This is a genomic window from Sphingomonas cannabina, from assembly GCF_021391395.1.
Taxonomy (GTDB): domain Bacteria; phylum Pseudomonadota; class Alphaproteobacteria; order Sphingomonadales; family Sphingomonadaceae; genus Sphingomonas; species Sphingomonas cannabina.
In genome coordinates, this window is the sequence record NZ_CP090059.1 from 3,430,076 (window position 1) to 3,443,781 (window position 13,706).

Annotated in this window: 16 protein-coding genes; 3 read left to right on the forward strand and 13 right to left on the reverse strand. The window is 69.4% G+C overall.

Going from position 1 to position 13,706, the window contains the following annotated elements:
* Position 1 precedes the first annotated feature (1 nt).
* Positions 2–1,924 (reverse strand): excinuclease ABC subunit UvrC, encoded by a 1,923-nt coding sequence (uvrC, locus tag LZK98_RS16200; protein WP_233783560.1) that lies wholly within the window; start codon positions 1,922–1,924, stop codon positions 2–4.
* Between the two features lie 444 nt (positions 1,925–2,368).
* Positions 2,369–2,770 carry a hypothetical protein gene (locus tag LZK98_RS16205; RefSeq protein ID WP_233783561.1) on the reverse strand — a complete coding sequence of 134 codons (402 nt, stop codon included), beginning with the start codon at positions 2,768–2,770 and terminating at the stop codon, positions 2,369–2,371.
* Positions 2,771–2,897: 127 nt separating this feature from the next.
* On the opposite strand from LZK98_RS16205, the gene LZK98_RS16210 reads away from it, so the two are divergent.
* Together LZK98_RS16210 and LZK98_RS16215 are read left to right on the forward strand one after the other, a co-directional pair.
* The gene (locus tag LZK98_RS16210; RefSeq protein WP_233783562.1) at positions 2,898–3,065 is read left to right on the forward strand and encodes a hypothetical protein; all 168 of its coding nucleotides are present in this window, start codon (positions 2,898–2,900) and stop codon (positions 3,063–3,065) included.
* Between the two features lie 77 nt (positions 3,066–3,142).
* Positions 3,143–3,886 (forward strand): class I SAM-dependent methyltransferase, encoded by a 744-nt coding sequence (locus LZK98_RS16215; protein WP_233783563.1) that lies wholly within the window; start codon positions 3,143–3,145, stop codon positions 3,884–3,886.
* 99 nt (positions 3,887–3,985) lie between these two features.
* On the opposite strand, the gene LZK98_RS16220 is transcribed toward LZK98_RS16215, so the two are convergent.
* The 9 genes from LZK98_RS16220 to LZK98_RS16260 all read right to left on the reverse strand — a co-directional run bounded on the left by LZK98_RS16220 (position 3,986) and on the right by LZK98_RS16260 (position 11,303).
* The gene (locus tag LZK98_RS16220; protein ID WP_233783564.1) at positions 3,986–4,321 is read right to left on the reverse strand and encodes a hypothetical protein; all 336 of its coding nucleotides are present in this window, start codon (positions 4,319–4,321) and stop codon (positions 3,986–3,988) included.
* 202 nt (positions 4,322–4,523) lie between these two features.
* Positions 4,524–5,111 (reverse strand): F0F1 ATP synthase subunit B family protein, encoded by a 588-nt coding sequence (locus LZK98_RS16225; RefSeq protein ID WP_233783565.1) that lies wholly within the window; start codon positions 5,109–5,111, stop codon positions 4,524–4,526.
* Positions 5,104–5,595 (reverse strand): F0F1 ATP synthase subunit B family protein, encoded by a 492-nt coding sequence (locus LZK98_RS16230; protein WP_233783566.1) that lies wholly within the window; start codon positions 5,593–5,595, stop codon positions 5,104–5,106. The genes LZK98_RS16225 and LZK98_RS16230 overlap by 8 nt, the downstream gene beginning before the upstream one ends.
* A 44-nt stretch (positions 5,596–5,639) precedes the next feature.
* The gene (locus LZK98_RS16235; protein WP_055984318.1) at positions 5,640–5,867 is read right to left on the reverse strand and encodes a F0F1 ATP synthase subunit C; all 228 of its coding nucleotides are present in this window, start codon (positions 5,865–5,867) and stop codon (positions 5,640–5,642) included.
* Between the two features lie 49 nt (positions 5,868–5,916).
* Entirely contained in the window at positions 5,917–6,669 is a 753-nt protein-coding gene (locus tag LZK98_RS16240) for a F0F1 ATP synthase subunit A (protein WP_233786619.1), read from the reverse strand.
* A gap of 66 nt (positions 6,670–6,735) precedes the next feature.
* A complete protein-coding gene (locus tag LZK98_RS16245; RefSeq protein ID WP_233783567.1) occupies positions 6,736–7,053 on the reverse strand; it encodes an AtpZ/AtpI family protein in 318 nt (105 codons plus the stop codon).
* A 502-nt stretch (positions 7,054–7,555) separates the two neighbouring features.
* Positions 7,556–7,924 (reverse strand): YdbL family protein, encoded by a 369-nt coding sequence (locus LZK98_RS16250; RefSeq protein WP_233783568.1) that lies wholly within the window; start codon positions 7,922–7,924, stop codon positions 7,556–7,558.
* Positions 7,924–8,094 (reverse strand): YnbE family lipoprotein, encoded by a 171-nt coding sequence (locus LZK98_RS16255; protein ID WP_233783569.1) that lies wholly within the window; start codon positions 8,092–8,094, stop codon positions 7,924–7,926. Before LZK98_RS16255 ends, LZK98_RS16250 begins: the two co-directional genes overlap by 1 nt.
* 77 nt (positions 8,095–8,171) lie before the next feature.
* Positions 8,172–11,303 carry a YdbH domain-containing protein gene (locus LZK98_RS16260; protein WP_233783570.1) on the reverse strand — a complete coding sequence of 1,044 codons (3,132 nt, stop codon included), beginning with the start codon at positions 11,301–11,303 and terminating at the stop codon, positions 8,172–8,174.
* Positions 11,304–11,360: 57 nt separating this feature from the next.
* Here LZK98_RS16260 and radC point away from each other — a divergent pair, with 57 nt between their 5' ends.
* Positions 11,361–12,068: a RadC family protein gene (gene radC / locus LZK98_RS16265; RefSeq protein ID WP_233783571.1), complete on the forward strand. Its 708-nt coding sequence runs from the start codon at positions 11,361–11,363 to the stop codon at positions 12,066–12,068.
* 10 nt (positions 12,069–12,078) lie between these two features.
* Here radC and LZK98_RS16270 read toward each other — a convergent pair whose 3' ends face one another.
* Positions 12,079–12,885 carry a phytanoyl-CoA dioxygenase family protein gene (locus LZK98_RS16270; protein ID WP_233783572.1) on the reverse strand — a complete coding sequence of 269 codons (807 nt, stop codon included), beginning with the start codon at positions 12,883–12,885 and terminating at the stop codon, positions 12,079–12,081.
* A 181-nt stretch (positions 12,886–13,066) separates the two neighbouring features.
* On the reverse strand, positions 13,067–13,636 hold the full coding sequence (locus LZK98_RS16275) for a septal ring lytic transglycosylase RlpA family protein (RefSeq protein ID WP_233783573.1): 570 nt from the start codon (positions 13,634–13,636) through the stop codon (positions 13,067–13,069).
* Positions 13,637–13,706 lie beyond the last annotated feature (70 nt).

The window sequence follows — 13,706 nt, forward strand, 5'->3', positions numbered from 1 at the left end:
GTCAGCGCGCGTGGTAGAAGTCGTGGACCTGCTGCGCCACCGCCGCCGAGACGCCGGGCGCCTTCTTGAGGTCCTCCAGGCTCGCCGCCTTCACCGCCCGCGCGGTGCCGAAGTGCATCAGCAGCGCCTTCTTGCGCGCCGGGCCGATGCCGGGGACCTCGTCGAGCGGGCTGGCGCCGATCGCCTTGGCCCGCTTCTGCCGATGCGCGCCGATAGCGAAGCGGTGCGCCTCGTCGCGCAGACGCTGGAGGTAGAACAGCACCGGCGAATTGACCGGCAGGGTCAGCTCCCGGCCGTCCATCAGGTGGAACACCTCGCGCCCCTCGCGGCCGTGGTGCGGACCCTTGGCGACGCCGACCAGGCACACGTCCTCGATGCCGAGGTCCTCCAGCACCGCCTTCACCGCATTCAGCTGACCGCGCCCGCCGTCGATCAGCACCAGGTCCGGCCAGGCGTCGCCCTGGCGGTCGGGGTCCTCCTCCTGCGCGCGGGCGAAGCGGCGGGAGAGCACCTCGCGCATCATCGCGAAATCGTCGCCGGGCACCGTCTCGGCGCGCTTGATGTTGAACTTGCGGTACTGGTTCTTGCGGAAGCCCTCGGGTCCCGCGACCACCATCGCGCCGAGCGCATTGGTGCCCTGGATGTGGCTGTTGTCGTAGACCTCGATGCGGTCGGGGGGCTCGGGCAGCTCGAACAGATCGGCGAGGTCGCGCAGCAGCTTCGCCTGCGTGGTCGATTCCGCCAGCCGCCGGTCGAGCGCTTCCTCGGCATTGCGCTTGGCCTGCTCCATCAGCCGCCGCCGGTCGCCACGCTGGGGCACGCTCAGGCTCACCTTGAAGCCGGCGCGCTCGCTCAAGGCCGTCGCGAACAGCTCCGCCTCGCCCAGCGTCCGGTCGACCAGCACGGTCTTCGGCGGCGGCACCTCTTCGTAGAACTGCATCAGGAAGGCGGCGAGCACCTCCTCCTCCGGCACGTCGGCGGTGTGCGTCGGGAAGAAGGCGCGGTGCCCCCAGTTCTGCCCGCCGCGGATGAAGAAGGCCTGGACGCCGTAGATGCCCGACTTGCATGCCATCGCGAACACGTCGGCGTCGCCCACCCCTTCCGCGTTGATCGCCTGGCTGCCCTGGATGAAGGTGAGCGCCTTCAGCCGGTCGCGGTAGACCGCGGCCAGCTCGTAATCCATCCGCTCGGCCGCCTCGGTCATCGCGGCGCCGAGCTTGGCCTGCACCTTGGTCGACTTGCCCTGGAGGAAGTCCTTGGCGTCGGCGACCAGCTCGGCATAGCCGGCCTCGTCGATCCGCCCGACGCATGGCGCAGAGCAGCGGCGGATCTGGTAGAGCAGGCACGGCCGGTCGCGCGTGTTGAAGAAGCCGTCGGTGCAGCTCCTGAGCAGGAACAGCTTCTGCAGCGCGTTGAGCGTCTTCCTGACCTGCCCCGCCCCGGCGAACGGCCCGAAATAGTCGCCCTTGATCCGCCGCGCGCCGCGGTGGAGCTGGACGCGGGGGAACTCGTGGTCGGCGCGCAGCAGGATGAAGGGGAAGCTTTTGTCGTCGCGCAGCAGCACGTTGTACGGCGGGCGGAAGCGCTTGATCAACTGCGCCTCGAGCAGCAGCGCCTCGGCCTCGTTGTTGGTGGTGACGATCGTCATCGACCGCGTCTGCGCCACCATGCGCTGGAGCCGCTTCGAGAGGCGCGCGACCTGGGTGTAGTTGGTGACGCGGTTCTTGAGCGCGCGCGCCTTTCCCACATAGAGCACATCGCCCCGCGCATCCTGCATCCGGTACACGCCCGGCCGCGTCGGCAGCGTCTTCAGCACGTTGCGGATCGCCGCCACGCCGGCATCGAGGTCGGGCGCATCGGCACCGCGGACCGCGTAGGTCGCCTTCTCCTCGTTGAATCGATTGGGGGAATTGGGCTCGGACATCGTCGAGCGATTTAGGCCCGCCGGCGGAGGGCGGCAACGTGTCGTGCGCCGGACTCCGATCCCGAAGGCAATCCACGCTCCTAGAAGATAGGTGCCGGGGTTGGTCCGAGCGAGGCTTTTCGGTGCCGGGGTCGCCCCAGAAAAGTTGACTAAGTTGACTCAGGTCACGTGTTTGCGCGCCGCTCCGCCTTGACGCTACGCAGAAGCGACGGGACCGCGACGCGGACGCGGCGGCGACGCGCCATGGACGCGACAGCAATGCGGCACAGGCGCGACAGTGGCGCGACGCGGAGGCGGCTGCGACGCGCCACCAACGCGACAGTGGCGCGACACTAACGCGACATGAGCGAGATCGACGAGGTCAAAGAGCGGACCGGCGCTCGCGCGGCTCGGACCGGGCGAGCCAAGCAGGCGAAATCCTACATTGCAAGGGGGACGGGCACCTCAAGGTCGATCCTCGCCCGGCACATCGCCTGCGGCCTCGCGTACGGCCGCCTCGCCTTCGACGCCGGTCGCCGGATAGCCGTCGCCCGCCTGCGGATCGCTATCGAAGTCCTCGCCCGCCGCGCCGCCGCCTGCGCCCGATCCCGCGCCGTGCACCGCGCCCGTCGCGGGGTCGATCCAGGCGCGCCGGCCGTTCTCGGGCGGGATGTCCTCGCCGCCGGCCGGTGCGGCCGCGCGATCCTTCTCCGCAAGGCCCGGATGGACCTGCCCGCCGGGCGCACGCCGCCGCTCCAGCTCCTCGCGATCGCGATGATAGTCCTGGCCCGAATAGCCGGTGGACACGTCGAAGGCATTCCGCTCGCGCCGTTCCGGATCGACGCGCCGTTCGTCTGCGTCGTCCATGATCACTTCTCCTCGTCACCCGCCGTCTCGCAGGGTCAACGGGCGGCGCGATGCCGACGTTCCGCCACGCGCGACGGAACGTCCGTTCCGGCCGCGCTTTCCTACTCGGGGCCCTGGGAGACGTGTCATGCCGGAAGAACGACCCAGCAACCGCCGCCTCGGCAGCGCGGCGGTCCTCGTCGTCGGGATCGTGCTGCTGATCGTCGTCGCGATCTTCGTCACCTTCAACATCTCGCACTACAAGGATGCGAGGAACGAGCAGACGACGGCGAACAGCGCAGCGCCGGCGCGCTGACGCGGCTCCGCCGACGGTAGCATTTCATTCCGCCCGCGAACGGATTAGCCTCCGCTCATCAGGAGAGGAGTCGTTCGATGAAGCGTCTGTTCGCCGTCATGCTGCTTGCCGCCGCACCCGTTGCGCTTGCTGCCCAGACCGTCACTCCCGCCATCAAGAGCGCGCTCGCCGATCCGGCGCGACCCGCCGACCAGAAGGCGCGGGACGAGGCGCGGCATGCGGGTGAGATTCTCGCCTTCGCCAGGATCAAGCCGGGCGACAAGGTCGCCGACTTCATCATGGGCGGCGGCTATTGGACGCGCATCCTGTCGCCGCTGGTCGGGCCCAAGGGCCATGTCTACGCCTACCAGCCCAAGGAATTCATCGACTTCCGCGCCGCCTATGCCGACGAGCAGAAGGCGGCGGTGGCGGGCCGCGCCAACGTCACGGCGAGCAGCGATCCGCTGGCGTCCTTCGCCTTTCCGGAGAAGCTCGACGCGATCATCACGGTGCAGAACTACCACGACCTGCACCTCAAGGCCGCCCCGCCGGGCGCGGCCCTCGCGATCACGAAGAAGCTTTACGATGCGCTGAAGCCGGGCGGCACGCTGCTGGTGGTCGACCATGTCGCCAACGCCGACCCGGGCTTCGCGGTGCCGCAGACGCTCCACCGCGTCGACCCCGCCGCCGCGCGCGCGGAAATCGAGAAGGCCGGTTTCCAGTTCGACGGCGAGCTGCCGGTGCTGCGCAACCCCGCCGATCCGCATACCGCGAGCGTGTTCGACCCGTCGATCCGTGGGAAGACCGACCAGTTCGTCTATCGGTTCAGGAAGCCGGCGTAGCTTTCCCGCTGTCATCCCGGCGCAAGCCGGAATCTCATTCAATTCGCCGTACGCTTGCGGCTTGAGATCCCGGCTTTCGCCGGGATGACGGTTGGAGAGTTACTTGACCGCCTCGAGCGCGGCCTTGGTCTTGGCCATCACCTCGTCGGTGATCTTGCCGCCCGCCATCGGCTGGAGTTGATTGAGGCTCATCGACTTGAACATCTCATAGGCCTCATGGGTGGTGAGGCCCGGCATGGTCTCGTCCAGCGCCTTCTTGCCGGCCGGATCGGCGGCGATCGTCTCGATCGGGGTATCGAGCGTGAATTTGGGCGCGGCCGCCGGCGTGGCGGGCGCCGCCGTCGCGGCTGTCGTGGGTGCGGTCGCAGCGGGCGCGGTCTGGGCGAACGCGGGCGTTGTACCGGTGAGGGCGGCGAGCAGCAGGACGGTCTTCATCGGCAAGGAGCCTCCATGCAAGGACTCGGCCCGACTGCCGCCCCTCGCATGAGGTTGCCTAGCCCGCCGGCGATCCGACGGGAAGCCGCCGGAGCCCGTTCGGAGCAAGAAGTTCCGTGCTCCTGCGAAGGCAGGAGCGGTGGATCACGAACGTCCCGCTTGCGGCCTGGGCTCCTGCCTTCGCAGGAGCACTGACGCGATTTCAGTTGAGCCGGCCGATCCCTGCGATCGTCTTGTCGACGAGCGCCTTGTCGGCTTCGGCGCCATGCTTGTCGGCGATCAGCGCGCGCGCCGCCTGGGTGGCGGCATCGGCCGCCTTGGCGCGGACCTCGGCGAGCGCCGCGCGCTCGGCGGCGGCGATCTTGTCCTCGGCCATCTTGGTACGGCGCTTGACCAGCTCCGCGGCATCGGCCTCGGCCTTGGCGACCAGCGCCTTGGCCTCGTCCTCGGCATGGGCGACGATCGCCTGGGTCTGGTTTTCGACGTCGGCGATCTTGCGCGCATATTCGTCGCGCAGCGCCTCGGCCTCGGCGCGGAGCTGCCTGGCTTCCTCGAGCCGCTGGCGGATCGCCGCGATCTGCTTGTCGAGCCCTGCCGTCAGAAGGGCCGGAACCTTCTTCCACAAGAGGATCGCGAGGAAGGCGAGCATCGCGATCGATACCCACACCGTCGCGTCGAGCACGCCGAACAGCGCCGGCTCGGCATGATGCGCGGGAGCGCCGCCATGCGCCTCGGTCGTGGCGGTGCCGGCCTCGTGGCCTTCCGCGGGTGCGCCGTGCGAATTAGCCATTGAGCGCCGCCTTCACTGCCTTCTTGGCGTCGGTCTTGGTCACCTTGGCGCCCGACAGACGCTGGACGATGTCCTGCGCCGCCTCGACGGCGACCTCCTCGATCTCCTTCATCGCCTCGGCGCTGGCCGACGCAATGCGCGCCTCCGCCTCGGCGATGCGGGCATTGGATGCCTCACCCGCCTTGGCGAGCTTCGCCTCGGTCGAGGCCGACGCCTTGGCGCGGGCCTCGGCAAGGGTGCGCTGGGCACGCTCGCGCGCGGCGTTCTCCTCGACGCGCCAGCGTTCCTCCTGGGCATCGGCGTCGGCACGCGCCGCCTCCGCCGCCCTGAGGTCGGCCGCGACCGACGCGTCGCGCGCGTCGATCGTCGCCTGCACCTTGGGCACCATGCCGCGGCCGACGACCACGAACACGATGCCGAAGGTGACGATCAGCCAGAAAAGCTGCGAGGCCCAGGTGGCCCCCAATTGCGCGATCTGAGGCATTGCAATCCTTCAGACCGGAGACGAGCTCCGGCCCTCAAGTCCTGTTACGCGACGAAGATCAGGATCATCGCCACGACGAACGCGAGCAGGCCCAGCAGCTCGGCCGCGGCGAAGCCGATGAACAGGCGGCCCTGCTGGCCGTCGGCGGCACCCGGGTTGCGCAGCGCGCCCTCGAGGAACGAGCCGAACACGTTGCCCACACCGATCGCGGCCATGCCCGCACCGATGGCGGCGAGACCGGCACCGACGAGCTTTGCTGCTTCTGCGTCCATTTGAAAAACTCCTGCGTGAAACTTTTTGGGTTGGGTACGAACGGAAAACTCAGTGCAGATGCTCGGCGTCGTTGATGTACAGCGACGTGAGCAGCGCGAAGACATAGGCCTGGATGCCGGCGACCAGCAGCTCCAGCGCCGAGATGCCGACCATCAGCGCGAAGCTCGGCACCCCGACGAGCAGGCCATAGCCCGCGCCGGCATTGGCCGAGTTGATCACGAAGCCCGCCAGCACCTTCAGCAGGACGTGCCCGGCGGTCATCGCCACGAACAGTCGCAGGCCCAGGCTGAACGGGCGCACCATGAACGACACGAACTCGATCGGCGCGATGATCGGGATCATCACCAGCGGCGTGCCGTGCGGCACGAACAGGCTGAAGAAATGGAGGCCATGCTTCCAGAAGCCGACCACCAGCACGATCGAGAAGGACAGGATCGCGAGGATGCCGGTGATGGTGAAATGGCTGGTGAAGGTGAAGGGATGGATGCCGAACACGCCGAGCGGCAGCAGGCCGAGGATGTTGGCGAACAGGATGAACATGAACAGCGAGAAGACGTAGGGCAGGTACTTCCGCCCCGCCTTGCCGATGTTCTGCGCCAGCATCGAATCGATGAAGCCGACGAAATTCTCGACCAGCATCTGGCCGCGGCTCGGCACCAGCTGGCGCCGCATGCCCATCAGCATGAACGCCCACAGCGCCACCACCGCAACGCACATCCAGGCGGCCGAATTGGTGAAGGCGATCTGGTGTCCGCCGATGGTGAAGCCGTCCCAGATCGTCTGCACCTCGAACTGGTGCATCGGGTCGATCTTGCCAGAACCTGCCGCCACGCCTGTGAGCCCCAACTGTTACGACAAACGCCCGAATCACTTCGAGCGTTTGGATGAAATCCGAATGATGTTCCTGAAGGCCGCCGCGATCCCGAGGAACAGGAGGCCGAGCAGGAACCATGGGGAGGTGCCGAGCAACCGATCGAGCACCCAGCCGATCAGCGCCCCTCCGACCATTCCGCCGATCAGCTCGGCGAGCACGCGATTGCCGAGGCGATAGCCGTCCTCGCCCGTCTCGCGTCCTTCGCCGGACCTGATCGCCTCCTCGGATTTCGCCTTCGCCAGTCGCTCATCGAGCGACGTCAGGCGCGCGTCCTCTGGGAGGGGGTCCAGTCCGGGCTCGTTCTCCGCCAATGCGTTACTCCGTTTCCAACGGGCAGCACAAAAGCCGAGCGGCGAGCCCGCCAAGGCATGCGCGCTTTAGGAAGGGGGGCGGCCCGAGTCAACAATTGCAGATACTGCAAGCTGCGGCCGCTCGGGGAGCGGTGATCGGCGGAGGGTCAAATTACAAATTTGAAAGTGGTCGGTCCCCGGAAGTCGCAGCTATCCTCCGATCGCCCACCGCATCCACGTTTCGGGTGCAAATCAATGGCGGAGGGAGGTGACGCTATGTGAACGATGATACCGCCGTGGTCATCATCGGCGCAGGTGCGCTGATGGTGGCCTTTGCCACCTTGGTGTTGAAGATCATCGAGGTGGCCCGCTCCAAATAGCGGCGGGATGGGGTCGAGCTGGCACTCGGCCCCTGAACGTGAAGACCCCGGCCGCTGGCACGACCGGGGTCTGGAGGTGATCTATGTGAATCTTCAACCGCCGCAGCTGATGTAGCGTGAAACGTCCTGAAATTCAATTCCGCTCACACGCAGCGCGGGTCGCGCTCCGGCGGGCCGGCATCGCGCTTCTTCCATGCGCCCGACGGCGTCTGGTACATCTCGCCCGGCTTGGTCTGGGCGATCAGGTTGCAGCCGGAGACGAAGGCGAACTGCTCCACCGTCGCGCCATTGGCGGCGCCCTTGGTATAGGCGGCCTTGCGCTGGATGTTGATGTTGTTGACCAGCGCGCGCAACTCCGGCGTCGCCGCGCCGACCACGCCGATATAGCCGTCGGGCTGCTCACCCACCTTCCCCGCCGCGCGGGCGGCGGCATAGGCCGGATCGCGCTGCGCCAGCGCCGTGCCCGACACGGCGCCGAGCGCCACTGCCGCCAGGATGATCGTTCGTTTCATCAGAAAATCCCCGGATTCTGCTGGATCAGCGACTTCGCCTCGCCGTCGAGGCGATAGACCACTTCCTGCGTGATCGAGATGTTGAGGTTGATGACGATCGGCTTGTCCGGCGCGGTCACGTTCACGCAACCGCCCGTCATCATCACCGTCGCCGCAGCTGCGCCTGCCATCATCCGTCTCGTCATCGTTCCCATGCTCGCGCGGAACGTCCGCGCACTCAATCCTATTTGCTCTTGGCCTGTTTCGCTCATGGCACTTTCCCGCTTTCGGAGGGCTGAATGGGAGTCGCAGGCGTCCGCGGCTGCTCCTGGCGCCGCCGCTGCTCCTCGAGCAGCGCGGGCAGGTTGCGCTGGATGAGCAGCGACGGGTCGTAATAGGATCGCACCGAATCGACGAGCTGGCGGAAGGGCGCGCGCACCTGCACGTTGAACACCAGAGGCAGCCGCGCCAAGCGGCGGATCAGGAAGTTGCTCTTGGTGCCCTTGCCCTGGCTCAATCCGGCGAAGCGGATCTCGGTGATCATCTCGCCCGCCAGCGGTCCGTTCATCGTCAGCTCGAGATTGCGGTAGTCGAGCGACTTCAGCGCCTGGAACGCGAGATTGCCCCAGGTGCCGAGATCCTTCTGGCTGACCTCGCCGACATAGGCGAGGTTGCCGCCGGCGCGGGCGGTCAGATGGCCGTTCTCGATCCGGCCGCCGCTCTCGTCGAACACCATCGGCAGGACGCCGTCGAAGACGCCGGTGGCGTTGAGGTTCTTGAACTCGAACTGCTGGAGGAACTGCCCGGCATCGACGCCGATCACGCGAAAGGTCATCCGCCGCACCTGCTTGGCGGAGAAGTCGAGCACGGTCGGCTCCAGCACCAGCTCGCCGCCCGCAAAGGGCCAGCGTCCGCCCTCGATCTGCACTCTCTCGGGACTGAGCAGGCGATAGCGCACCGTCCCGTTCTCAACCGGCACGCCGGGATTGACCGTGGCGATCGCGGCCACCTGCCCCGGCGCCGTCACCATGCCGAGCAGGTCGCTGAACGCGACCTCGCCCTTGAGCCCCGTCACCGGCCCGAAGGCCGCGGCGAGATCGGTCCCGTCGGTCGCGAACCGTCCGCTGCTGGTCACGCCCTCGCCGCTCCAGGCGATGTCGCCGCGGCCCGAGACGCGGCCGTTCACCGCCGCGATCACGCCGAAGGTGAGCGGCGTGAGGTCGTCGGGCTGCAACCCCTTCTCCGCGAAGGCGATCCCGGGCACCACCAGCGCCGCCTGCCCCGTTCCACTCGACAGATCGTGGCCGAGCGTCACGTCGGCGACCTTGCTGCCGTCCTTCGGTGTATGGAGCGTGCCGGCGGCCTCGATCCGGCCGTCGATCAGCGTGAGCGCGACATCGTCGCTCCGCAGCGGCTTGAACCGCGGCTGCGGCGCGGCGTCGGCGACCTGGAGCCCGCCTCCCAGCGTCAGCCGGCCGCCCGCCAGCCGCCATGTCCCGGCCCCGTCGGACAGCAGCAGCGGCACATTCCCGATCTGCCCGCTCGCGCCTTCGAAGCGGCCGGCGACGTCGGCGCCTTCGAGACGGCCGGTGAGCCGCGCGGCGTCGATCCGCGTCAGCCGCTCGGGCGTACCGAGCCGCGCCGCGACGTCGGCGAGCACGAAATCGCGCTCTCCGAACGCCAGGTCCGCGCCGGTGGCGGCAAGGGTCAGCGGCGTGCCCCCGATCCGGCCGGAGAGGCGCGGCGCGGCGATGCGCGTCCCGCCGCCGATGCGGCCGTCCGCCAGGGTCAGCAGCGCCGGCCCGCGCGGGCACAATGTCAGCCGCGCCGGATCGAGCGCCAGCCCCGCCACTGCGAGCCGCTCCCACGACAGAGGCACGCAGTGCGGGTTGAGCGCGAGCGCGCTCCCGCGCCAGCGTGCCTCGATCGGCAGCCGCAGACCGTCGACGCGGCCATCGCCGAGCGGGCCGGACAGCGTCGCGGCGGTCGCGACTTCAGTCACACCTGCGCTCCCTGCGCGAAAGGTGACCGGCGCCAGCGCCAGCCGCGCGCCGAGCGCCTCATAGGGCGCGGCGACCACCCGGCCGGCGATGGCGCCGCCTTCCTGCCGGAGCGCGGCGTCGAGCGTGGGCAGGCCGCCGCCGCGCACCGCCAGGCTGCCGCCGAGCGAGATCGTGCCGAACCGCAACGCGTTGCCGCTCAACATCGCCTGCGCACCGCTTGCGGAGGTGGCGCCGAGACGTTCGACCGCCACCTCGCTGTCCTGGGCACGCACCTGCGCCACGACGTCGAAGTTCCGCCCCGCCGCGCCGAGTGCCGAGGCCAGCCGCGCCACGAGCGGGCCGATCGGCGTTCCAGCTCCGGTATCGCGATAGCCGGCGATCATCCCCAGCATCCGCCGGTCCGCGGCAGCGCCGGCGGCGCGCAGCGTTCCGGCGAACTGCAACCCGTCCGCTCCAATCGCATAGCGCCCGCTCGCACGCGCCTCGCGGCCGGCTACGCCGGGAACGGCGAAGCCGCCGCTGCCGATGTCCAGCGTCCCCGCGGTCCGCCGCGCGTCGCCCGCGAAACTGACCGTGCCGCGCACCCGCGCGACGCCCTGCTCCGGCGCACCCACCATCGCCGCCCCGATCGCCTTCGCCTCGCCCTGCCAGCGGTCGAGCCGCTCGCCGAGCGTCACCGCCACGTCCGCGCCCGGCGCCGTGACCTTCGGCGTCCCCTTGCAGGCCAGCGCATCCGCGGCGACCGGTCCGGTCAGCGTCGGCTTGCCGCCACGGATGCGGACAGCGGCTACCATATGCGGCCGCACCGCCCGGCACCCGCCGCCGCCGAGCGCATAGGCAAAGGCGGCGACGCGCCCGTCGAACCCGTCGTCGAGCCGTCCGCGCCCGGCGATCTTGAACCCGACCTGCCCGTAATCGGTGGCGAGCCGCACGCGCAGGTCATCGATCCGCGCGCCGAGCTGCGGCAGCGCGAAGGGCTTGCCGGAGGGCGGCGGCAGCAGCCGGTCGATCGCGCCGAGCGACACGCTTCCGTCCACCAGCCGCGCCTTGAGGAAGGCGTGGCCAACCGCGATCCCCGTCACCTCGGGGCCGCCAAGCCCGATCCGCGTGTAGACCTCGACCCAATCGGCGGTGAGGTCGGGATCGCGCGGATCGCCGATCACGATATCGGTGAGCCGCTGCGTGCCGAATCCCACGTCGGCGATGCGGTAGCGCGCCGGAACGCCGCGCTTCGCCAGCTCGCGCGCCACGAGATCCTCGGCGATGCCGCGCCGCTGCCACCAGGCGAGCCCCGCTGCCACCGCGACCAGCGCCAGCAGCATGCCGAGCCCGCGCAGCGGCCGGCGCCAGCGCCGCCGCCGCTGCTTCGTCTCCGTCGCCGCCTCTTCGTCGTCCACCCGCGCTCCCGCGCCCGCATTGCGCGGGGCTCATGCTCCCCCTAACCTTGCCCGCCGATGGACGTTCCCGCAACCAAGCCGACCCCGCAGCCGAACGGCGATGCCACCGGGCATCGCGCACGCCTGCGGCGCCGGCTGTTCGAAGGCGGCGGCGACGCGCTGCTCGATCACGAGCTGATCGAATATCTCCTCGCCCTCGCCATCCCGCGCCGCGACACCAAGCCGCTCGCCAAGGCGCTGCTGCGCGAGTTCGGCGGCATCGGCGGCCTGCTCGCCGCCGACGGCGAGGCGCTGGCGCGCGTGCCCGGGATGGGCGAGACCTCCGCCGCCGCGATCAAGATCGCCCATGCCGCGGCGCTCCGCCTGCTCCGCGCCGAGGTGATGGAGCGGCCGGTGCTGTCCAACTGGCAGGCGCTGCTCGACTATCTGCGCGCCGACATGGCACACCACGGCGTCGAGCGGGTGCGGGTGCTGCATCTCGACAGCCGCAACCGGCTGCTGCGCGACGAGCTGATGAGCGAAGGCACGATCGACGAGGCCGCGCTCTATGCCCGCGAGGTGATCCGCCGCGCGATCGACCTCAAATCGACCGGCATCATCCTCGTCCACAACCACCCCTCCGGCGACGCCAGCCCCAGCCGCGCCGACATCGACGTGACCCGCGCCATCGCCGATGCCGGCAGGCGCCTCGGCATCGCGCTCCACGACCACATCATCATCGCCGCCGGCGGGCATACGAGCCTCAGGGCGCAGGGGCTGATCTAGGGGGCCAGGTTCAGCCGGCCCCGATGCCGCCGATCGCGATCCGGATCGCCTGCTCGACCGGCGAATAGCCGCCGTCGGACCGATCGATGCGGATGGGCTCGCGGGGGAGCAGCGGAGGTTGCGCCAGGAAACGCGGCTCGGTTCCGCGGTGCCGCTGCGCCGCGTGGACGAGGAAGGGGTGGCACAGATAGACCGTGCCGGCCTCGCCGACAGCCGACACCTCCGGCCGATGGGCCGATCCGGCGAAGCCGTCGGCCGCCAGCTCGCGCAGGGTCAGCCCTGCCTCGCCGGCCGGCGCGAGCTGGCGCGCGATGTCGATGTGCGACCCCACCCGGATCCGCGTCGGAGCATCGTCGGGTCCGACGTCGGAGAACAGGAACAGCATGAGCAGCGCCCGGCCCCTGCTGACGATGTTCGCGCGCCATTCCATGAAGTCCGGATTGTCGTCGCCGAAGCTCACGTCGATGTGCCAGCCGTCGTCGCCGGGATCGGCGGACGAGGGAAAACGCACCGGAAAGGTGCCGAGCGCGCCGGGCGGCAGCCACCGTCCGGGCCCGACGAGCTGGTCGAATGCGGCGTGAAGCAACGGCCCGTTCGCCGCTGCCCGGAAGGGCGGCTGGCCATAGTGCCCGAGCCGTACGACCGGCCGCGTCCAGCTCGAGGGGGTGTGCGGATCGCAGCCGGTGTCGCGCCACAGGATCGTGCGTGCTTCCTCCGCCAGATTTTTCGGAAAGGCTCTGTCGATGCGGACGAAGCCGTCGTTGATGAATGACGTGATGGCGGCGGCGTCCAGCGCGCACCTAGGTTCAGATCCCATGATGTGTTCCAATCGGATGTGCAGGCGTTCGCAGCGGCGCCGCCAGGCACCGCCGTTCCAGGTTCTCGTCATCCGCTCAGGTGAGCGGGAACGCTGCCGCGCGATTGAAAGCGATGAACATCATGGCGCCGTCCAGCATAGGAACGGCTCCGGCCGATGCAAGCCGTTGGAGACCTTGCGACTAATATCCCGCCGCCGCGAGCTGTCCCCTGAGGTTCTGCAGCACCGGCTCCGGCACCGGCGGCAAGTCGCGCGCAGGCTTGCCGTGGCGCAGGCGTTCGCGATCCTCCTCCGACGGCTCGACCCGCCGCACCCGCACCGCCGCATGGCCCTGTGCCTTGATGCCGAGCTGTTCCGCAGCGCCGCGCGACAGGTCGATGATGCGCGGGCCGCGCACGAAGGGGCCGCGGTCGTTGACCCTGACGATGATCCGCCGCCCGGTCGCCAGCGCCGTCACCTCGACATAGGTCGGCAGCGGCAGGGTGGTGTGCGCCGCCGTGATCCAGCCGGGACGGAAACGCTCGCCGCGCGCGGTGCGATTGCCGGACTCGCTCCCGTACCAGCTCGCATAGCCCAGCATGTCGTAGGTCGGATCGGCGGCCGGCACATAGGTCGTGCCGCGGACCACATAGGGCCGTCCGATCACCGTCGGCGTGTCGCTCACCGGCCGGAAATTGCCGCCCGCACAGGCGGATAGCATCAGCGTCGCCATCGCCGCGCCACCGATCCGCGCCCTTGCCAAGTCCCGCATGGCGGAACCCTAGAAGCTCGCCTGGGGCCGGGCAACGTCCAGGCAAAAAACAACCGCCGGATTCCGAGGA